This is a genomic window from Pseudomonas weihenstephanensis (assembly GCF_016812185.1).
GTDB lineage: Bacteria > Pseudomonadota > Gammaproteobacteria > Pseudomonadales > Pseudomonadaceae > Aquipseudomonas > Aquipseudomonas weihenstephanensis.
This window is the reverse complement of record NZ_JAAEBV010000001.1, coordinates 847,894-868,194: the sequence shown is the minus strand read 5'-3', so window position 1 is coordinate 868,194 and position 20,301 is coordinate 847,894. Positions and strand designations below refer to the sequence as shown.

Below are 20,301 nucleotides of genomic sequence, written 5' to 3'. Positions count from 1 at the left end.
CCAATCCCTAACAAATTCAAAAATTGGAGAAGCGCAATGGCCGAAGCAAAAGTATTGAGTGGTGCGGGACTCCGTGGCCAGGTGGCCGGTCAAACGGCGTTGTCGACCGTAGGCCAGGAGGGTGCCGGTCTCACCTATCGCGGTTATGACGTACGTGAATTGGCCGCCCAAGCCCGTTTTGAAGAAGTGGCTTACCTGTTGTTATACGGCGAACTGCCGACCCAGGCTGAGCTGGACGCCTACACCCTTAAGCTAAAAAACCTGCGCGACCTGCCGCAAGCCTTGAAAGAGGTGCTGGAACGCATCCCTGCCGACGCCCACCCGATGGACGTGATGCGCACCGGCTGCTCGTTTTTGGGCAATCTTGAGCCGGAAAAAGACTTCACTCAGCAGCGGGACAAGACTGACCGTCTGCTGGCCGCTTTCCCGGCGATCATGTGCTACTGGTATCGCTTCAGCCATGACGGCGTGCGCATTCATTGTGTGAGTGATGAAACGTCAATTGGCGGCCACTTTTTGCACCTGCTGCACGACAAAAAACCGAGTGAGTTGCACGTCAAAGTGATGAACGTGTCGCTGATTCTGTACGCCGAGCACGAATTCAACGCCTCGACGTTCACCGCAAGGGTTTGCGCCTCGACATTGTCCGACCTGTATTCGTGCATCACCGCCGCCATCGGTTCGCTGCGCGGTCCATTGCACGGCGGCGCCAATGAAGCGGCCATGGAAATGATCGAGCGCTTCAGCTCTGCGCAGGAGGCCGTCAAGGGCACGCTCGGCATGCTCGAACGCAAAGACAAGATCATGGGCTTTGGCCACGCGATCTACAAAGACAGCGACCCGCGCAATGAGGTGATCAAGGGTTGGTCGAAAAAGCTCGCGGACGAAGTGGGCGACACGGTGTTGTTCGCGGTCTCCGAGGCCATCGACCAAACCATGTGGGAGCAAAAGAAGCTGTTCCCCAACGCCGATTTCTACCATGCCTCGGCGTACCACTTCATGGGCATCCCGACCCAGCTGTTTACCCCCATCTTCGTCTGCTCACGCCTGACCGGCTGGGCGGCGCATGTGTTCGAACAGCGTGCCAACAACCGCATCATTCGTCCAAGCGCCGAGTACATCGGCGTCGAACAGCGCAAGTTCGTGCCAATCGAGCGTCGCTGAACAGCAGGGCAGGTGCAACCGCCCCGGCGGTGCGCCAGCCCTCAGACCTACCCGTGATCGAGTCCCGCGCCAATGAATACTGAATTTCGCAAAACACTGCCGGGCACCCGGCTGGATTATTTCGACACTCGCGCAGCGGTCGATGCGATCAAGCCCGGCGCTTATGACACGCTGCCTTACACCTCGCGTGTACTGGCCGAAAACCTGGTCCGTCGCTGCGATCCGGCAACCCTCAATGCCTCGCTGAGCCAGTTGATCGAACGCAAGCGCGACCTGGATTTCCCGTGGTTCCCGGCCCGTGTGGTCTGCCATGACATCCTGGGCCAGACCGCTCTGGTCGACCTTGCCGGCCTGCGTGACGCCATCGCCCTGCAAGGCGGCGACCCGGCGCAAGTCAACCCGGTGGTGCCGACGCAACTGATCGTTGACCACTCGTTGGCGGTGGAGTGTGGCGGTTATGACCCCGAAGCGTTCGAGAAGAACCGCGCCATCGAAGACCGGCGTAACGAAGACCGTTTCCATTTCATCGAGTGGACCAAAAAAGCCTTCAAAAACGTCGATGTGATCCCGCCGGGCAACGGCATCATGCACCAGATCAACCTGGAGAAAATGTCCCCGGTGATTCAGGTGCGTGACGGCGTGGCCTTCCCGGACACCTGCGTCGGCACCGACAGCCACACCCCCCACGTCGACTCGCTGGGCGTCATCGCCATTGGCGTGGGTGGACTGGAAGCCGAAAGCGTGATGCTGGGCCGTGCGTCATGGATGCGCCTGCCTGAAATCGTCGGCGTGGAACTGACCGGCAAGCTGCAACCGGGCATTACGGCCACTGACATGGTGCTGGCCCTGACCGAGTTCCTGCGCAAACAAAAAGTGGTCGGTGCCTGGCTGGAATTCTTCGGTGAGGGCGCCTCTGCGCTGACCCTGGGCGACCGCGCGACCATTTCCAACATGGCCCCGGAATACGGTGCTACGGCGGCCATGTTCTACATCGACCAGCAAACCATTGACTACCTCAAGCTGACCGGTCGCGATGACCAGCAAGTGCAGTTGGTTGAGCATTACGCCAAGGTCACAGGCTTGTGGGGCGAGAACCTTAAAGACGCGCAATACGAGCGCGGCCTGAGTTTTGACTTGTCGTCTGTGGTGCGCAACATGGCCGGCCCGAGCAACCCGCACGCGCGCGTGGCCACCACCGAGCTGGCGGCCAAGGGCATTGCCGGTCAATGGGACGACGTGCCGGGGCAAATGCCTGATGGCGCGGTGATTATTGCGGCCATCACCAGTTGCACCAACACCAGCAACCCGCGCAACGTGATCGCGGCGGGCTTGATGGCGCGCAACGCGAATAAACTCGGCCTGACCCGTAAACCGTGGGTCAAAACCTCGCTGGCGCCGGGGTCCAAGACCGTGGCGTTGTACCTCGATGAAGCGGGGCTGACCAGCGAACTGGAGCAATTGGGTTTTGGCGTGGTGGCCTTCGCGTGCACCACCTGTAACGGCATGTCGGGAGCACTGGACCCGGCCATCCAACAGGAGATCATCGACCGCGACCTGTACGCCACCGCCGTATTGTCGGGTAACCGCAACTTCGACGGACGTATTCATCCTTATGCCAAACAAGCGTTTTTAGCCTCGCCACCGTTGGTGGTGGCCTACGCGATTGCGGGCACGATCCGATTCGACATCGAAAAAGACGTGCTGGGCCTGGACGCCCAGGGTAATCAGATTCGCCTGAAAGACATCTGGCCGAGCGACGAAGAAATTGATGCCGTGGTCAAGGCCGCAGTGAAGCCTGAGCAGTTCCGCCAAGTCTATATTCCGATGTTCGCCATTCACGAAGACACCGGCCCTAAAGTGGCGCCGCTGTATGACTGGCGCCCGCAAAGTACTTACATCCGTCGCCCGCCGTACTGGGAAGGTGCGTTGGCCGGGGCGCGGCCGCTCAAAGGCATGCGCCCGCTGGCGGTGCTGCCGGACAACATCACCACTGACCACTTGTCGCCTTCCAACGCGATCATGCTCGACAGCGCCGCCGGTGAATACCTGGCGAAAATGGGCTTGCCGGAAGTCGACTTCAACTCGTATGCCACCCACCGTGGCGACCACTTGACCGCCCAGCGCGCCACGTTTGCCAACCCGAAACTGTTCAACGAAATGGTGATCGAGGACGGTAAGGTCAAACAGGGTTCGCTGACCCGGCTGGAGCCTGAAGGTCGTGTGATGCGCATGTGGGAAGCCATCGAAACCTACATGGAGCGCAAGCAACCGCTGATCATCATTGCGGGCGCCGATTACGGTCAGGGATCGTCCCGTGACTGGGCGGCCAAAGGCGTGCGTCTGGCGGGTGTCGAAGCCATTGCGGCGGAAGGCTTTGAGCGCATTCACCGCACCAACCTGGTGGGCATGGGGGTGTTGCCGCTGGAGTTTCTGCCGGGCACCAATCGTAAAACCTTACAAATCGACGGCAGTGAAACCTACGACGTGATCGGCGAGCGCACCCCGCGTGCCACGCTGACGCTGGTGATCACGCGCAAAAACGGCGAGCGCGTGGAGGTGCCGGTGACCTGCCGTCTGGACACCGCCGAAGAAGTTTCGATCTATGAAGCGGGTGGCGTGTTGCAACGTTTTGCCCAGGACTTCCTGGAATCGGCGTCGGTTTAATCACATACCTCTGTAGGCGCCAGCGCCTACAGAGGTTACTTCACAGGACTCTGTTCTATGGCCTACGCAGCGCAAATAAAAATCCCTGCCACTTATATGCGTGGCGGCACCAGCAAGGGTGTGTTTTTCAACCTGCTTGACCTGCCAGCGGTGGCGCAGGTGCCGGGGGCTGCGCGTGACGCCTTGCTGTTAAGGGTCATTGGCAGCCCCGACCCTTACGAAAAACAAATCGACGGCATGGGCGCCGCGACGTCCAGCACCAGCAAAACAGTGATCGTGAGCAAAAGCCTGCGTGCCGACCACGATGTTGATTATCTGTTTGGCCAGGTCTCCATCGACAAACCGTTTGTGGACTGGAGCGGCAACTGCGGCAACCTGTCGGCGGCGGTGGGTTCGTTTGCCATCAGCAGTGGTTTGGTCGACCCGGCACGCCTGCCACAGAACGGCACTGCCGTGGTGCGCATCTGGCAAGCCAATATCGGTAAAACCATCATCGCCCATGTACCGATGACCGACGGCGCGGTGCAGGAAACTGGCGACTTTGAGCTTGACGGTGTGACTTTTCCTGCGGCCGAAGTGCAGTTGGAGTTCCTCAACCCGGCAGCGGATGAAGAGGGCGGGGGTGGTTCGATGTTCCCGACCGGCAACCTGGTCGACGCGCTTGAAGTGCCGGGTGTGGGCACGTTGAACGTGACCATGATCAATGCGGGCATTCCGACGATTTTCGTCAATGCGCGTGATGTGGGTTACACCGGCGCGGAGCTGCAAAACGACATCAACAGCGACCCGAAAGCGTTGGCGCTGTTCGAAACCATTCGGGCGTACGGTGCGTTGCGCATGGGTTTGATTGCTCATTTGGACGACGCTGCCAAGCGTCAGCACACCCCTAAAGTGGCGTTTGTTGCAGGCCCGACAGAGTACGTGTCGTCTAGCGGCAAGGTGGTCAAGGCGCAAGACGTGGATTTGCTGGTGCGGGCCTTGTCGATGGGCAAACTGCATCACGCGATGATGGGCACGGCAGCGGTTGCGATTGGCACGGCGGCCGCGATACCGGGCACGTTGGTCAATCTGGCGGCCGGAGGCGAGTTGCGCAGCGCAGTGCGCTTTGGCCATCCGTCCGGGACTTTGCGCGTGGGTGCTGAAGCGCAGCAGGTTGACGGTGAGTGGACTGTCACTAAAGCCATCATGAGCCGCAGTGCGCGGGTGTTGATGGAAGGCTGGGTGCGGGTGCCAGGCGATTGCTTTTAATCGAGTGGACCCTTGGCCCTCACCCCAACCCTCTCCCAAAGGGAGAGGGGGCTTGACCGAGTTGCTTGTGGATTCAGTGCAAGAGCCAAGGTCGCCGCTGATCTATAGCATCCCCCTATCAGTCCCCTCTCCCTCCGTGAGAGGGTTAGGGTGGGTTGATTTTGATACATCAAGCGGGCACTCCAGACCCGCAAAAGCACGATAAGCCTGAGGATGGACCACGACACTTACCCACTCTTTGGAGACACCCATGAGCGCTAACGTCGACCTCAACAACCGCTCCGACTACGATCAGGTTTTGCAGGACATTGCCGATTACGTCCTCAATTACCGCATCACCTCGCCACACGCCCTCGACACCGCCCGTAACTGCCTGATGGACACGTTGGGCTGCGGCTTGCTGGCGCTGCGATTCCCAGAATGCACCAAACACCTGGGGCCCATCGTGGAGGGCACCCTTGTGCCGTTTGGTGCCCGAGTGCCCGGCACCTCCTTTCGCCTCGACCCGGTCAAGGCCGCCTGGGACATTGGTTGTATCGTGCGCTGGCTGGATTACAACGACACCTGGCTGGCGGCTGAATGGGGGCATCCTTCGGACAATCTGGGCGGTATTTTGGCCGTGGCCGACCACCTGTCGCAAAAGCGCGTGGCCAATGGCGAGGCGCCGCTGACGGTGCGCGCCGTACTTGATGCAATGATCATGGCCCATGAGATTCAGGGCGTTATTGCATTGGAAAACTCCTTCAATCGTGTCGGTCTGGATCATGTGCTGCTGGTGAAAGTGGCCTCGACGGCGGTCTGCGCCAAACTGATGGGGGCCAACCGTGAACAGTTGTTGTCGGCGCTGTCCCATGCCTTTGTCGATGGCCAGGCGCTGCGCACGTATCGCCATGCACCGAACGCAGGGTCGCGCAAGTCCTGGGCGGCGGGCGATGCGTCCAGCCGGGGGGTGCGCCTGGCGGACATTGCGCTGCGCGGTGAAATGGGTATTCCGAGTGTGCTGACGGCGCCGCAATGGGGTTTTTATGAGGTGCTGTTCAGTCATACCAACAAGGATCTGGCACTCAAGCCCGAAGGGCAGCGCGCGTTCAAGCTGTCGCAGCCTTATGGCACGTACGTGATGGAAAACGTGCTGTTCAAGATCAGCTTCCCGGCAGAGTTTCATGCGCAAACGGCCTGTGAAGCGGCAGTGACTTTGCATCCGCAGGTCAGAGATCGTCTGCACGAAATCGAGAAAATTGTCATCACCACCCACGAATCGGCGATTCGGATCATTTCCAAGCAAGGTCCATTAGCCAACGCCGCCGATCGCGATCACTGCCTTCAATACATGACCGCCGTGCCGTTGGCGTTTGGCAATCTGGTGGCCGAGCAGTACGAGGATGACTTCCATGCCGCGCATCCGATCATTGATGAGCTGCGCGAAAAAATGGTGATTGTTGAAGACCCACGCTACACCCGTGAATACCTGGAGGCGGATAAACGCTCCATTGCCAATGCCATTCAGGTGTTTTTCAACGATGGCACGAGCACTCAGCAAGTGGTGGTGGAATACCCGATTGGCCATCGTCGCCGCCGTGCCGAAGGCATTGCGCTGCTGGAAGACAAGTTCAAGGCCAATCTGGCCACGCGCTTTGCAGGGCAGCGTTGTGAGGAGATTTTTGCCCTTTGCAAGGATCAGGCTGCACTTGAAGCGACCCCGGTAAACCGGTTCGTGGATTTACTGGTGATCTAAAGCACACCCCGAAGGTTGCGATCTTTGACGATGAAAAGATCGCAGCCCTTAATCGCCGCTGCGCTGTTATTTGAAGCGTCGCTCCACGCCTTTTTCGACCAAAATTTTGGCCGAGATTTCTTCCACAGAAAAATGCGTGGAGTTGATGTGCGGGATATTTTCGCGCTTGAACAGGTTTTCGACTTCGCGCACTTCAAATTCGCATTGGGCAAAGCTTGAATAGCGGCTGTTGGGCTTGCGCTCGTTACGGATGGCGGTGAGGCGATCCGGGTCGATGGTCAGGCCGAACAGCTTATGCTTGTGTTCGCGCAAGGCCGCCGGCAGCTTCAGGCTTTCCATGTCGTCCTCGGTCAGCGGGTAGTTGGCCGCGCGGATGCCGAATTGCATGGCCATGTACAGGCAGGTCGGGGTTTTGCCACAGCGTGAGACGCCCACCAGAATCAGGTCGGCCTTGTCGTATTTGTGCGTGCGGGCGCCGTCGTCATTGTCGAGGGCAAAGTTCACCGCCTCAATACGCTCCATGTAATTGGAGTTATGGCCGATAGAGTGGGACTTGCCTACCGAGTAGGACGAGTGTTCGGCGAGTTCCTGTTCCAGCGGGGCCAGGAAGCTGGAGAAGATGTCGATCATGAAACCATTGGACGTTGCGAGGATTTCGCGAATGTCCTGATTGACGATGGTGTCGAAGATAATCGGGCGAACTCCGTCTTTTTCGGCGGCGTTATCGATTTGTTGTACCATTGCCCGCGCTTTATCCACGCTGTCTATATAGGGTCGCGTGAACTTGCTGAAGGTCACATTTTCGAATTGGGCCAACAAACTCTGGCCGAGGGTTTCGGCGGTGATGCCGGTGCCATCGGAGATAAAGAAAGCAGATCGTTTCATTTGCGCCTTGGGCCTTAAGCTGGTGACGATTCTTGGATATGATAGGCGCGATTTTGTCGCCCTGAATGGCAGGCAGTGTCACTTATTTTCCAGGTCCAGGCCACATTCGCTGAGATGCCGCCCTTTGTAGAGCGTCCAGCGCCCTGAGCTTTTCCCAACACAGTTAGTGGAGAGATCACCTTGGTAGAGTACGTAGTTTCCCTCGATAAGCTCGGCGTCCATGATGTAGAGCATGTGGGGGGCAAGAACGCATCCCTCGGCGAGATGATCAGTAATCTTGCAGGCGCTGGTGTTTCGGTTCCCGGTGGTTTCGCCACCACCTCTCAGGCCTATCGCGATTTTCTTGAACTCAGCGGTTTGAACGATCAGATCCATGCCGCGCTCGACGCGCTGGATGTGGACGACGTTAACGCACTGGCCAAAACCGGCGCCCAGATCCGCCAATGGATCATGGAAGCCGAGTTCCCTGAGACGCTCAACGCGCAAATTCGCACCGCATTTGCCACCTTGTCCCAAGGTAATCCGGACATGGCGGTTGCCGTACGTTCCTCGGCCACCGCTGAAGACTTGCCGGACGCTTCCTTTGCCGGTCAGCAAGAAACCTTCCTTAATATCCGTGGCGTAGAAAACGTCATTCGTGCGGCCAAGGAAGTGTTTGCGTCGTTGTTCAACGACCGTGCGATTTCTTACCGCGTGCATCAGGGCTTTGACCACAAACTGGTCGCCCTGTCGGCAGGCGTGCAGCGCATGGTGCGTTCCGAAACCGGCACTGCGGGCGTGATGTTCACCCTGGACACTGAGTCGGGTTTCCGTGATGTGGTCTTTATCACCGGCGCTTATGGCCTGGGCGAAACCGTGGTCCAGGGCGCGGTCAACCCGGACGAGTTCTACGTCCACAAGCAAACGCTGGAAGCGGGTCGTCCTGCGATTTTGCGCCGTAACCTGGGCAGCAAAGCGATCAAGATGATTTACGGCGACGAAGCCTCGGCTGGCAAGTCGGTCAAGGTGATCGACGTTGAGAAGGCCGATCGCGCGCGCTTCTGCCTGACCGACGCTGAAGTCAGCGAGCTGGCCAAGCAAGCGATGATCATCGAACAACACTACAAGTGCCCGATGGACATCGAATGGGCCAAAGACGGGGATGACGGCAAGCTGTACATCGTACAGGCCCGGCCTGAAACCGTAAAAAGCCGCTCCCAGGCCAATGTGATGGAGCGTTACCTGCTCAAAGAAACCGGCACAGTGCTGGTGGAAGGTCGGGCCATTGGTCAGCGGATTGGCGCGGGCAAGGTTCGGATCATTAAGGACGTGTCCGAAATGGACAAGGTTCAACCCGGCGACGTACTGGTTTCCGACATGACCGACCCAGACTGGGAACCGGTGATGAAGCGCGCCAGCGCCATCGTGACCAACCGTGGCGGCCGTACTTGCCACGCAGCAATCATCGCCCGTGAGCTGGGCATTCCGGCCGTTGTAGGGTGTGGCAATGCGACCCAGTTGCTCAAAGACGGCCAGGGCGTGACCGTTTCGTGTGCCGAAGGCGACACCGGTTTGATTTTTGAAGGCGAACTGGGTTTCGACATCAAGAAGAACTCCGTTGATGCCATGCCGGACCTGCCGTTCAAAATCATGATGAACGTCGGTAATCCGGACCGCGCGTTTGACTTTGCGCAGTTGCCGAACGCCGGTGTGGGCCTGGCCCGCCTTGAGTTCATCATCAACCGCATGATCGGCGTGCACCCTAAAGCGCTGCTCAACTACGACGGTCTGCCGCAAGACATCAAGGACAGCGTCGACAAGCGCATTGCCGGTTACGACGATCCAGTTGGCTTCTACGTTGAGAAGCTGGTCGAAGGCATCAGCACCCTGGCCGCAGCCTTTACCCCGAAAAAAGTCATTGTGCGCCTGTCGGACTTCAAGTCCAACGAGTACGCCAACCTGATCGGCGGCAAGCTGTACGAACCCGAAGAAGAAAACCCGATGCTGGGTTTCCGTGGCGCGTCGCGTTACATCAGCGAAAACTTCCGCGATTGCTTCGAGCTTGAATGCCGTGCGCTCAAGCGTGTGCGCAATGACATGGGCCTGACCAACGTCGAGATCATGGTGCCGTTCGTACGGACCCTGGGCGAGGCGAGCCAAGTCATCGACTTGTTGGCTGAAAACGGTCTGGTGCGCGGCGAAAACGGTCTGCGCGTGATCATGATGTGTGAGCTGCCTTCAAACGCGATTCTGGCCGACGAATTCCTTGAGTACTTCGACGGTTTCTCCATTGGTTCCAACGACCTGACTCAGCTGACGCTAGGGCTGGACCGTGACTCCGGGGTTATCGCGCACCTGTTCGACGAGCGTAACCCTGCGGTTAAAAAGCTGCTGTCCAACGCGATTCAGGCGTGCAACAAAGCCGGTAAATACATTGGTATTTGCGGGCAGGGCCCCTCAGACCATCCGGATCTGGCGCTGTGGCTGATGGAGCAAGGCATTGAAAGTGTGTCGCTGAACCCGGACACCGTGCTGGAAACCTGGTTCTTCCTGGCTGAAGGTCAAGCCCAGGCTTGAGTCGTTGAGAGAGGAGCAGGGCGGCCGCAAGGCTGTGCTGCTCTTTATAGGCAGTGGTAGGGCGAGCGCCTGTTCGGGATCGCCCTTTTTTGTGCAAGAGCATTATGCAAAGCAGCAGTCATCTTTTTCCCGTTGCCCTGATCAGTGCCGAACGTCGGGGTGATCTGAGCGAGGATGTTTATCGCTTAAAACCCGCTAATAGCCCGGACATCTCCGTGGAATTGGCGGTCACGCGACTGGGCATGGCGGATGCCAGCCAGGCGCGCGGTGTACCCGTGATTTTGTTGCATGGCAGTTTTTCTAACCGGCGCTTCTGGTACTCACCCAAAGGTGTCGGCCTAGGCGCTTATTTGGCCCGTGCCGGGTTTGATGTGTGGCTGCCCGAGATGCGCGGTCATGGACTGTCGGTGCGTAACCAACAGTGGCGCACCAATCGGGTGGCGGATTACGCCCGCTACGACTTACCGGCGATTGCGGCGTTTGTACGCGAGCAAAGCGGCCAAGTCCCGCATTGGCTTGGCCATTCCCAGGGCGGTATCACGTTGGCGGCCGCATTGGGGGGGCAGTACCTGGGTGAACCTGCGGTGGCGTCCGCAGCGTTTTTTGGCTGTCAGATCAATCGCCGCTATTGGCCGCTGAAAATTCCGCCAGTGGAATGGGGCGCTTATCTGCTCTTGAAGCGCTGCACGCAGTTGTCGGGTGTTCAGCTCAAGCGCGGCCCCGAGGACGAACCAGTAGGCATCGCCCTCGAAACCTTGCGCTGGAACGGTTTTTTGGGGCGTTTCAAGGATTCTGAGCGCGATTGGTGGGCGGGATTATCTGAGGTCCAGCTACCTGTTCTGGCCGTCGCGGCGGCAGGCGATCAGCAGACCCCTGAGTGGGCGTGTCGAAAGCTGTATGAGCAATTGGGTTCTGAGCAGCGCCAATTTATTGCTTTGGGCCGTGAGCATGGGTTCAGTTCAGATTTTGGCCACACTGAAATGCTGGTCAGCGCGCCTGCTCAAGCTGAGGTCTGGCCGTTGGTGCGCGATTGGCTTGAGGAGCAATGCCTGAAGCAGGCAGTGAGTGAGCCGGGTTCAGGGTTTCGGCAAGCCGCGCTTGCGGCTACTATGTGACGCGATTTGCGGCCTTGGTCATATTCTGTGATCTTGGTGGTGTCGCAGTGTCAGGGTATGGCTGGTCGTGACATTTAAAGCTTGCCCGTGTGCCAACGTCTATAAACAGTAGAGTCCTTTAACTCTGACTGCCACGCCCTCTCCACAGGAGTTTCCATGAACCACTACATCACTCCCGATTTGTGCGATGCCTACCCTGAGCTGATTCAGGTGCTGGAACCGATGTTCAGCAACTTTGGCGGGCGCGATTCATTTGGTGGCGAAATCGTCACCATCAAATGTTTTGAAGACAACTCGTTGGTTAAAGAGCAGGCAGAGCTGGATGGCAAGGGCAAAGTGCTGGTGGTGGACGGAGGGGGTTCGCTGCGCCGGGCCTTGCTGGGGGACATGATCGCCGAGAAGGCGGCTAAGAATGGCTGGGAAGGGTTGGTCATTTACGGCTGTATTCGGGATGTGGATGTCATCGCTCAAACCGATCTGGGTGTGCAGGCGCTGGCCAGTCACCCGATGAAAACCGACAAGCGCGGCGTGGGCGATCTCAATGTGGCAGTCACCTTTGCAGGCGTCACATTCCGTCCGGGCGAATTTATCTATGCCGACAATAATGGTGTGATCATTTCGCCTTCTGCTTTGAAAATGCCGGAATAATCGCCCAACTGCTAAGGATCACGGATGTTTGAGGAAGACAACGCTCAGTGGGGGCTGGTGCATGCACTGGTGCTCGATGGAGAAGGCGGTGCCCGTGCGATTGCCCGTACCGAACTCAATGACCTTGAGTTAAAGAGCCATGAAAGCCTTTGGTTGCACTGGGATCGCAGTCATCCTCAAACACAAAGCTGGTTACGCAACGCCAGTGGTTTGAGCGAGTTCAGTTGTGACTTGTTGTTGGAGGAAAATACCCGTCCGCGGCTGTTGGGGCTGCCCAATAACGAGTTATTGCTGTTCTTGCGCGGGGTCAACCTCAATCCTGGTGCAGAACCGGAAGACATGGTCTCGCTACGCATTTTTGGCAGTGCGCAACGGGTTATCTCGCTGCGTATGCGTCCGTTGCGGGCCACGGATGAATTGTTGGGCGAGTTTGAGCAGGGGGAAGGTCCAAAAAATCCAGCCGAATTGATCCTTTATTTGGCTCAACACCTGACGTTAAAGGTCCAGGATTTGATCGGTGAGCTGTCCGAAATCGTCGATGACGAAGAAGATAAGATAGATGCCGACGAACGGTATACGCCCGAGCATGGTTCTATTTTGCAGATTCGTCGCCGGGCTGCCGGGCTGCGTCGTTTTCTGGCCCCGCAACGCGATATTTTTGGGCAACTGACGCGTACTAAATTGCCGTGGTTCACGGCCGACGATGCAGATTACTGGAACGAATTGAACAACAGCCTGACCCGCTATCTGGAAGAGCTCGAGCTGACCCGCGAGCGTGTGGGGCTGGTGTTGGAGGCTGAGGATCGGCGTTTGAATGTGCGCATGAGCCGCATCATGTACCGCTTCGGCGTGCTGACCGGGATCTTTCTGCCCATCACGTTTATTACCGGTTTATTGGGGATTAACGTGGGCGGTGTTCCGTTCTCCAATGACCCCTACGGCTTTGCGGTCACCTGCGGTGTGATGCTCGTGATTGGTGTAGGGCAATGGTGGTTTTATCGTCGTTTGCAGTGGCTTTGAGTGTAGGACATGTGACCTCTTTCATTTTGCCCGCGTCTTTCACTGACATACCGAGAGGTGCTTATGCACGATCCGTTTGAACAGTCCTTACGTGAAATGCTCAAGGCCGAGCCGTCTGCCCGTGACGACGATGCCTGCCTGGGCCGAGTGCTGAAAACCGCGAACCGTCAGGTGGGCGCGGGCGACCTTTTCAGCCTGCTGGGGCGTTGGGTTCAAGCACTGATGATTGCTTTGAATAGCGGTTCGGCTCATATTGCGCCCGTTTCGCGACGCAAACCTGTTGCTCGCCCTGCTGATAAGGCTGATTGAACATGGAACTTGATCTCTGGACCCAGAGCCTAGTCACCGCAATGACCGCTCTTTGGACCAAAATTGCCAACTTCATCCCCAATTTGTTCGGGGCGTTGGTGGTGGTGCTGCTGGGCTTCGTGGTTGCAAAACTGCTTGATACCCTGCTGTCGAAGTTGCTGGCCAAGTTGGGCCTTGATCGGTTGATGGGGGGGACGGGGCTGACCAAAATACTGGGCCGTGCAGGCATTCAAGTGCCGATTTCGACCCTGATCGGCAAAATTGTCTATTGGTTCATTCTGCTGATTTTCCTGGTTTCGGCCGCTCAGTCCCTGGGCCTGGAGCGCGTTTCAGCTACGCTGGACATCTTTACGCTGTACCTGCCCAAAGTATTTGGTGCCCTGCTGGTATTGCTGGTAGGCGTTCTGCTTGCGCAGTTGCTCAATGGCCTGGTGCGTGGCGCTGCCGAGAGCGTGGGGTTTGATTATGCGGGCGGTCTGGGTCGAGTGGCCCAGGGTCTGGTCATAATCATCAGCATCTCCGTGGCAATCAGCCAGCTGGAAGTGAAAACTGACCTGCTGAACCATGTGATCGTCATCGTTTTGATTACCGTTGGTCTGGCTGTTGCCTTGGCAATGGGTTTGGGAAGTCGCGAAATTGCCGGGCAGATTCTGGCTGGGATCTACGTGCGTGAGCTGTATCAGGTTGGGCAAGATGTACGTGTGGGTGAGGTAGAGGGTCAGATCGAAGAGATCGGCACGGTTAAGACCACGTTGCTGACCGAGGAGGGTGAGCTAGTCTCCATCTCCAATCGGATCTTGCTGGAGCAGCACGTGACTAGCCGCTGATGCGGCAAACCCTGCTAATGTATGCCGCCGCAAAAAAGCCCGTGTTCCGGGCTGTGGCGGACATTGACCTGACTGTCGGCACGACTCGTTTTGAATAAAGCCCAATCGCTGTCCATGCGCTACGACCCCCGCGAACTCTCTGATGAGGAGTTGGTGGCGCGCTCGCATGATGAGTTGTTTCACGTTACGCGCGCCTATGAAGAGTTAATGCGGCGTTACCAACGCACTTTGTTCAACGTTTGTTCAAGGTATTTAGGGAACGATCGTGATGCTGACGATGTCTGTCAGGAGGTAATGCTTAAGGTCTTGTATGGCTTGAAGAATTTCGAGGGCAAATCGAAATTCAAGACATGGCTATATAGCATCACTTACAACGAATGCATTACGCAGTATCGGAAGGAACGGCGAAAGCGTCGCTTGATGGACGCATTAAGTATTGACCCCCTCGAGGAAGCGTCTGAAGAGAAGGCGCCGAAACCTGAGGAAAAGGGCGGACTTGATCGCTGGCTGGTGCATGTGAATCCGATTGACCGGGAGATTCTTGTGCTGCGTTTTGTCGCAGAACTGGAATTTCAGGAAATCGCAGACATAATGCATATGGGTTTGAGTGCGACGAAAATGCGCTACAAGCGTGCTCTTGATAAATTGCGTGAGAAATTTGCAGGCATTGCTGAAACTTAGTTCAGCGCAAATAGCTCTACGTGTAGGTAAGTTCTGATAGACTTGCCGCCGAGTTGTCCCCCGGTATGTGGGACTGCTTTACAATCACCAGATGGGGATTTAACGGATGAAACTGAAAAACACCTTGGGCATTGCCATTGGTTCCTTTGTAGCCGCAACTTCGTTCGGTGCCCTGGCACAAGGCCAAGGCGCGGTCGAGGGTGAACTGTTCTACAAAAAACAGTACAACGACAGCGTCAAGCACGTAGAAGACGGTTACAACCCAGGCGCATCGATCGGTTACTTCCTGACCGACGACGTTTCGTTGAACCTGACCTACGACAAGACTAACCACACCCGTTCGAATGACGGCACTGGCAACCAGAAAATCAAAGGCGACAACTTTGGTCTGAACGCTCAGTACCACTTCGGCACCGTTGGTGACGCTCTGCGTCCATACGTTTCCGGTGGTGTTGCTCACAAGAGCATGACCAACGTGAAAGACGATGGCCACAGCGGTCGTGACCAGTCGACTTTCCTGACTGCAGGCGCTGGTGTTAAGTGGTACATCACTGACAACCTGTTTGCCCGTGCAGGCGTTGAAGCTGACTACAAACTGGACAACGGCAAGTGGGACTACGCGCCTACCGTTGGTCTGGGTATGAACTTCGGCGGCAGCGGCGGCAAAGTAGCTCCTGCTCCAGTTCCAGCTCCAGCACCAATCGCTGAGCCAGAACCAGAAGCTCCAATCGCTGAAGTTGTTCGCGTTGAACTTGACGTGAAATTCGACTTCGACAAGTCGGTTGTTAAGTCGCAGTACATGCCTGACATCAACAACGTTGCTGATTTCATGAAGCAGTACCCTGCGACCACTACCACTGTTGCTGGTTACACTGACAGCGTAGGTCCAGACGCTTACAACCAAAAACTGTCCCAGCGTCGTGCTGACGCTGTTCGTTCAGCTCTGGTTAACCAAGGTGTTGAGTCTAACCGTGTAGCCGCTGTTGGCCACGGCGAAGCTAACCCAGTTGCTTCCAACGCAACTGAAGAAGGCCGTGCTCTGAACCGTCGCGTAGAAGCAACCGTTCAAGCTGAAGCTAAGTAATTTTTAGCTAGCCTGTACAGAAAAGCCCGGCTTAGGCCGGGCTTTTCTTTGCCTGCGATTTGGTGAATGGTGCATTTTTGACCCGTATACCTCATTGCCCGCGACTGCCTCTCGCTTGCCAAGGCGATGCCCGGCTATAATCGCCGGCTCTTTCAGTTGCCTTTCGAGACCATCGAGCCCATGTATAACCTGGCCCGCCAGTTGCTCTTCAAACTCTCCCCTGAAACCTCGCATGACCTGTCTCTGGACTTGATCGGTGCGGGTGGCCGTCTGGGGCTCAACGGTTTGCTGTGCAAGGCGCCCGCCAAGCTGCCTGTGACGGTGATGGGCCTCGACTTCCCGAACCCGGTCGGTCTGGCCGCAGGTTTGGATAAAAATGGGGCGGCCATCGACGGGTTCGCGCAGTTGGGTTTTGGTTTTGTCGAAATCGGCACGGTCACACCGCGGCCACAGCCGGGCAATCCCAAACCGCGTATTTTCCGTTTGCCTGAAGCGCAAGCGATCATCAATCGCATGGGCTTTAACAACCTGGGGGTCGATCACTTGTTGGCGCGGGTTGAGGCGGCCAAGTACAGCGGCATCCTTGGGATCAACATCGGTAAAAACTTCGACACTCCAGTTGAGCGGGCCGTCGACGATTACTTGATCTGTCTCGATAAGGTCTATGCCCACGCCAGCTATGTGACCGTTAACGTCAGTTCGCCGAATACTCCGGGGCTTCGTAGCCTTCAATTCGGCGATTCGCTCAAGCAGCTTCTTGAGGCCCTACAGCTGCGTCAGAACGAGCTGACTGAGCGTCACGGCAAGCGTGTCCCGTTGGCGATCAAGATCGCCCCTGACATGACCGACGAAGAAACCGTACTCGTCGCCCAGGCGCTGCTGGAGACCGGGATGGATGCGGTCATTGCAACCAACACCACTCTTAGCCGCGCAGGTGTTGAAGGCATGGAACATGGTGATGAGGCAGGCGGCTTGTCGGGTGCGCCGGTGCGTGAAAAAAGTACGCACACCGTTAAGGTGCTGGCAGGCGAGTTGGCCGGGCGCATGCCCATCATCGCGGCGGGCGGTATCACCGAAGGCAAGCATGCGGCTGAGAAAATCGCCGCAGGTGCCAGTCTGGTGCAGATCTACTCGGGATTCATTTACAAAGGCCCTGCCTTGATTCGTGAGTCCGTCGACGCCATCTCTGCCATTGCGCGCCAATAAGCGCGCAATAAAAAGGGCTCCTCGAAGGAGCCCTTGGGCCGCAGCCCGCCGCCTGGATGAGACGGCAAGGTTAAATCATTGCCTATTCATGGTGGTGTCGGAATGTGCCCAGAGTTAGCCGACCGCGTGAAGTTCGTTGAGTCTGTGGATGCCCGCAGTGCCTGTCATACCGTCCCAGTTGTCGCCGCGTCCTTCGCGCCAGCCGTTAATCCAGGACTGGCGTACCGACGGTAGAGTAAAAGGGCAAAGCTCACGGGATTTCCCGCTAACGCCGTATTGGTATCCGCGTAAAAAAGCTCTTTCCAACGGATCACGCTTAAGTCTTCTCATAGGGTGTTGCCCTCACTTGTTGACTGTTTATATCGCGTCGACCTGACTCAGGTCGGGGCAGAATGCTTCTGCCGTTGGTTGCTCGCTGCCGGCGTGGCGAGCATTTTTGTTATCACCTGCGCGGTGACAACCTGAGTCCAGTTCTAACCAATGTGCTTGGGTGTGTGAATGATCGTTTTGTCATAAGGACGTAACGATAGTGGTGTTAAGGCCATAAGAAACACCGGTTTTGAGTCCCCGGATGCGACCAAAGCCTGATATGACCAGTGTTTGCAAAGATGATGAGTTTCATTCTCGGCTGTGAATGACCGTCCTTTTTGCTCGGGTACTATTCGACGAAGGGTCTGAATATGTCCCTTTGTTTCAAGATAAATGATCTGCCTCTGCGTCTAAACTCTGTGTGCCTGCGGGCATGAGTGGCGCCTTGGCGGGACGGCACAGTTTCGTGCCACGCGAGCGCTCTTCAAGAAAAGCGCTTGATTGAAAACGGAGTAGGCAATGCGTTGCCTCTTCACACATAGCTAAAAGCTCAGGAATCCCATGTCGGATCGTTACGAACTCTTCCTTACCTGCCCCAAAGGCCTCGAAGGTCTGCTTCTTGAGGAGGCCACTGGCCTTGGCCTTGAGGAAGCTCGCGAGCACACTTCGGCCATTCGTGGCACGGCAAATATGGAAACTGCCTACCGTCTGTGCCTCTGGTCGCGTCTGGCCAACCGCGTGTTGCTGGTACTCAAGCGCTTCCCGATGAAGGACGCTGAAGACCTGTACCACGGGGTACTGGATGTGGACTGGCAAGACCATATGGTGCCGGATGGCACGCTGGCCGTGGAATTCAGTGGCCACGGTTCAGGTATCGACAACACTCACTTCGGCGCGCTGAAGGTCAAGGATGCCATCGTTGACAAGCTGCGCACGCCGTCGGGTGAGCGTCCTTCGATTGATAAAATCAGCCCTGATTTGCGCATCCACCTGCGTCTGGATCGCGGTGAAGCCATCCTGTCGCTGGACCTGTCGGGCAGCAGCTTGCACCAGCGCGGCTACCGTTTGCAGCAGGGTGCTGCGCCACTGAAAGAAAACCTCGCGGCAGCGATCCTGATTCGCGCAGGTTGGCCGCGTATGGCTGCCGAAGGCGCGGCCTTGGCTGACCCGATGTGCGGTGTGGGTACGTTCCTGGTTGAGGGCGCGATGATCGCGGCCGACATGGCGCCAAACCTCAATCGCATCCACTGGGGCTTTGACGCCTGGCTTGGTCACGTGCCGGCTATCTGGAAAAAGCTGCATGAAGAAGCCACTGAGCGCGCTGAAGCCGGTATGGCCAAGCCGCCGCTGTGGATTCGCGGTTATGAAGCTGACCCGCGCCTGATCCAACCGGCGCGCAACAACATCGAGCGTGCAGGCCTGAGCCACTGGATCAAAATCTATCAGGGTGAAGTGGCAACGTTTGAGCCGCGCCCGGACCAAAATCAAAAGGGTCTGGTCATTTGCAACCCGCCGTACGGCGAGCGTCTGGGTGATGAGGCGAGCTTGCTCTACCTCTACCAGAACCTCGGTGAGCGGTTGCGTCAGGCTTGTTTGAACTGGGAAGCAGCGGTGTTCACGGGTGCCCCGGATCTGGGCAAGCGGATGGGTATTCGCAGTCACAAACAGTATTCGTTCTGGAACGGCGCCTTGCCGTGCAAGTTGCTGCTGATCAAAGTGGTGCCAGACCAATTCGTGACGGGTGAGCGTCGCACGCCTGAGCAGCGTCAAGCCGAGCGTGAGCAGGCTGAGTCGGATCTGCCGGGCAACCTCGAAGCGCCTGGCAAGTACGAGAAGTTCAACAAGAACGGCAACCCGATCAAACCGGCACCGGTGGTGATTGAGCAGCCACGCTTGAGCGAAGGCGGGCAGATGTTTGCCAACCGCCTGCAAAAGAACCTCAAGGCCCTGGGCAAGTGGGTCAAGCGTGAAGGCATTGATTGCTACCGTGTTTACGATGCCGACATGCCTGAATATTCGATGGCCATCGACCTGTACCACGACTGGGTTCACGTCCAGGAGTACGCGGCGCCAAAATCCATCGACCCTGAAAAAGCCTCGGCCCGTATGTTTGACGCGTTGGCGGCGATTCCTCAGGCGTTGAACGTCGACAAAAGCCGCGTCATCGTCAAGCGCCGTGAGCGCCAGAGCGGCACCAAGCAGTACGAGCGACAAAGTGCGCAGGGCAAGTTCACCGAGGTCAATGAAGGCGGTGTCAAACTGCTGGTCAACCTTACCGACTACCTGGACACGGGGCTGTTCCTCGATCATCGCCCAATGCGCATGCGGATTCAGAAAGAGGCGGCTGGCAAGCGCTTCCTTAACCTGTATTGCTACACCGCCACTGCCAGTGTTCACGCCGCCAAAGGCGGAGCGCGCAGCACCACCAGCGTTGACTTGTCCAAGACCTATCTGGACTGGGCCCGCCGTAACCTGTCACTCAACGGTTTTTCGGACAAAAACCGTCTGGAGCAGGGTGATGTGATGGTGTGGCTGGATGCCTGTCGCGAAGAGTACGACCTGATCTTCATCGATCCGCCGACCTTCTCCAACTCCAAGCGCATGGAAGGCATCTTTGATGTTCAGCGCGATCACGTACAGTTGCTGGACTTGGCCATGGCGCGTTTGGCACCGGGTGGCGTGTTGTACTTCTCGAACAACTTCCGCAAGTTCATCCTCGATGAGCATCTGGAAGCGCGTTACGCGGTTGAAGAAATCACGGCCAGCACCATCGATCCGGACTTTGCCCGCAACAGCAAAATCCACCGTGCGTGGAAAATAACGGCCCGCTAAACTGCCGTATCGTCGCTG

The 20,301-nt window shown here is 57.2% G+C and carries 16 protein-coding genes; 14 read left to right on the top strand and 2 right to left on the bottom strand.

The window, feature by feature from the left end; translation table 11 throughout:
• The first annotated feature begins 36 nt into the window (after positions 1-36).
• The 4 genes from prpC to prpD all read left to right on the top strand — a co-directional run bounded on the left by prpC (position 37) and on the right by prpD (position 6,811).
• The gene (gene prpC, locus GYN01_RS03815; RefSeq protein ID WP_203306606.1) at positions 37-1,164 is read left to right on the top strand and encodes a bifunctional 2-methylcitrate synthase/citrate synthase; all 1,128 of its coding nucleotides are present in this window, start codon (positions 37-39) and stop codon (positions 1,162-1,164) included.
• A gap of 72 nt (positions 1,165-1,236) precedes the next feature.
• A complete protein-coding gene (gene acnD / locus GYN01_RS03810) occupies positions 1,237-3,828 on the top strand; it encodes a Fe/S-dependent 2-methylisocitrate dehydratase AcnD (protein ID WP_203306605.1) in 2,592 nt (863 codons plus the stop codon).
• Between the two features lie 57 nt (positions 3,829-3,885).
• The gene (gene prpF / locus GYN01_RS03805; RefSeq protein WP_048400924.1) at positions 3,886-5,076 is read left to right on the top strand and encodes a 2-methylaconitate cis-trans isomerase PrpF; all 1,191 of its coding nucleotides are present in this window, start codon (positions 3,886-3,888) and stop codon (positions 5,074-5,076) included.
• A gap of 250 nt (positions 5,077-5,326) precedes the next feature.
• A complete protein-coding gene (gene prpD, locus GYN01_RS03800) occupies positions 5,327-6,811 on the top strand; it encodes a 2-methylcitrate dehydratase (RefSeq protein WP_203306604.1) in 1,485 nt (494 codons plus the stop codon).
• A 66-nt stretch (positions 6,812-6,877) separates the two neighbouring features.
• Here the strand turns inward: prpD and ppsR are convergent, their stop codons facing one another.
• Complete coding sequence (gene ppsR, locus GYN01_RS03795; protein WP_048362902.1) at positions 6,878-7,696, bottom strand: posphoenolpyruvate synthetase regulatory kinase/phosphorylase PpsR; 819 nt, start codon at positions 7,694-7,696, stop codon at positions 6,878-6,880.
• Between the two features lie 180 nt (positions 7,697-7,876).
• On the opposite strand from ppsR, the gene ppsA reads away from it, so the two are divergent.
• From ppsA to GYN01_RS03750, 9 genes are all read left to right on the top strand, one after another.
• On the top strand, positions 7,877-10,252 hold the full coding sequence (ppsA, locus tag GYN01_RS03790; protein WP_048362903.1) for a phosphoenolpyruvate synthase: 2,376 nt from the start codon (positions 7,877-7,879) through the stop codon (positions 10,250-10,252).
• Positions 10,253-10,356: 104 nt separating this feature from the next.
• On the top strand, positions 10,357-11,367 hold the full coding sequence (locus GYN01_RS03785) for an alpha/beta fold hydrolase (protein WP_048400921.1): 1,011 nt from the start codon (positions 10,357-10,359) through the stop codon (positions 11,365-11,367).
• Positions 11,368-11,523: 156 nt separating this feature from the next.
• On the top strand, positions 11,524-12,015 hold the full coding sequence (gene rraA, locus GYN01_RS03780; RefSeq protein ID WP_048362904.1) for a ribonuclease E activity regulator RraA: 492 nt from the start codon (positions 11,524-11,526) through the stop codon (positions 12,013-12,015).
• Between the two features lie 24 nt (positions 12,016-12,039).
• Positions 12,040-13,035, top strand: a complete 996-nt coding sequence (locus tag GYN01_RS03775; protein ID WP_048362905.1) for a zinc transporter ZntB — start codon at positions 12,040-12,042, stop codon at positions 13,033-13,035.
• Positions 13,036-13,098: 63 nt separating this feature from the next.
• Entirely contained in the window at positions 13,099-13,344 is a 246-nt protein-coding gene (locus GYN01_RS03770) for a hypothetical protein (RefSeq protein WP_048362906.1), read from the top strand.
• Between the two features lie 2 nt (positions 13,345-13,346).
• Entirely contained in the window at positions 13,347-14,171 is an 825-nt protein-coding gene (locus tag GYN01_RS03765; protein ID WP_048362907.1) for a mechanosensitive ion channel family protein, read from the top strand.
• Between the two features lie 90 nt (positions 14,172-14,261).
• The gene (gene sigX, locus GYN01_RS03760) at positions 14,262-14,852 is read left to right on the top strand and encodes an RNA polymerase sigma factor SigX (protein WP_029611289.1); all 591 of its coding nucleotides are present in this window, start codon (positions 14,262-14,264) and stop codon (positions 14,850-14,852) included.
• Between the two features lie 106 nt (positions 14,853-14,958).
• Complete coding sequence (locus GYN01_RS03755) at positions 14,959-15,936, top strand: OmpA family protein (protein ID WP_048362908.1); 978 nt, start codon at positions 14,959-14,961, stop codon at positions 15,934-15,936.
• A gap of 180 nt (positions 15,937-16,116) precedes the next feature.
• Positions 16,117-17,142: a quinone-dependent dihydroorotate dehydrogenase gene (locus GYN01_RS03750; protein ID WP_048363038.1), complete on the top strand. Its 1,026-nt coding sequence runs from the start codon at positions 16,117-16,119 to the stop codon at positions 17,140-17,142.
• Between the two features lie 114 nt (positions 17,143-17,256).
• Here GYN01_RS03750 and rmf read toward each other — a convergent pair whose 3' ends face one another.
• Positions 17,257-17,472 carry a ribosome modulation factor gene (gene rmf, locus GYN01_RS03745; protein WP_082149364.1) on the bottom strand — a complete coding sequence of 72 codons (216 nt, stop codon included), beginning with the start codon at positions 17,470-17,472 and terminating at the stop codon, positions 17,257-17,259.
• Positions 17,473-18,012: 540 nt separating this feature from the next.
• Here rmf and rlmKL point away from each other — a divergent pair.
• A complete protein-coding gene (gene rlmKL / locus GYN01_RS03740) occupies positions 18,013-20,283 on the top strand; it encodes a bifunctional 23S rRNA (guanine(2069)-N(7))-methyltransferase RlmK/23S rRNA (guanine(2445)-N(2))-methyltransferase RlmL (protein ID WP_048400917.1) in 2,271 nt (756 codons plus the stop codon).
• Positions 20,284-20,301: the final 18 nt, after the last annotated feature.

What these genes read in the sequence shown, in the direction of transcription:
- prpC (WP_203306606.1), top strand. Translation starts at nt 37, where the DNA reads ATGGCCGAAGCAAAAGTATTGAGTGGTGCGGGACTCCGTGGCCAGGTG.
- acnD (WP_203306605.1), top strand. Translation starts at nt 1,237, where the DNA reads ATGAATACTGAATTTCGCAAAACACTGCCGGGCACCCGGCTGGATTAT.
- prpF (WP_048400924.1), top strand. Translation starts at nt 3,886, where the DNA reads ATGGCCTACGCAGCGCAAATAAAAATCCCTGCCACTTATATGCGTGGC.
- prpD (WP_203306604.1), top strand. Translation starts at nt 5,327, where the DNA reads ATGAGCGCTAACGTCGACCTCAACAACCGCTCCGACTACGATCAGGTT.
- ppsR (WP_048362902.1), bottom strand. Translation starts at nt 7,696, where the DNA reads ATGAAACGATCTGCTTTCTTTATCTCCGATGGCACCGGCATCACCGCC.
- GYN01_RS03785 (WP_048400921.1), top strand. Translation starts at nt 10,357, where the DNA reads ATGCAAAGCAGCAGTCATCTTTTTCCCGTTGCCCTGATCAGTGCCGAA.
- rraA (WP_048362904.1), top strand. Translation starts at nt 11,524, where the DNA reads ATGAACCACTACATCACTCCCGATTTGTGCGATGCCTACCCTGAGCTG.
- GYN01_RS03775 (WP_048362905.1), top strand. Translation starts at nt 12,040, where the DNA reads ATGTTTGAGGAAGACAACGCTCAGTGGGGGCTGGTGCATGCACTGGTG.
- GYN01_RS03770 (WP_048362906.1), top strand. Translation starts at nt 13,099, where the DNA reads ATGCACGATCCGTTTGAACAGTCCTTACGTGAAATGCTCAAGGCCGAG.
- GYN01_RS03765 (WP_048362907.1), top strand. Translation starts at nt 13,347, where the DNA reads ATGGAACTTGATCTCTGGACCCAGAGCCTAGTCACCGCAATGACCGCT.
- GYN01_RS03755 (WP_048362908.1), top strand. Translation starts at nt 14,959, where the DNA reads ATGAAACTGAAAAACACCTTGGGCATTGCCATTGGTTCCTTTGTAGCC.
- GYN01_RS03750 (WP_048363038.1), top strand. Translation starts at nt 16,117, where the DNA reads ATGTATAACCTGGCCCGCCAGTTGCTCTTCAAACTCTCCCCTGAAACC.
- rmf (WP_082149364.1), bottom strand. Translation starts at nt 17,472, where the DNA reads ATGAGAAGACTTAAGCGTGATCCGTTGGAAAGAGCTTTTTTACGCGGA.
- rlmKL (WP_048400917.1), top strand. Translation starts at nt 18,013, where the DNA reads ATGTCGGATCGTTACGAACTCTTCCTTACCTGCCCCAAAGGCCTCGAA.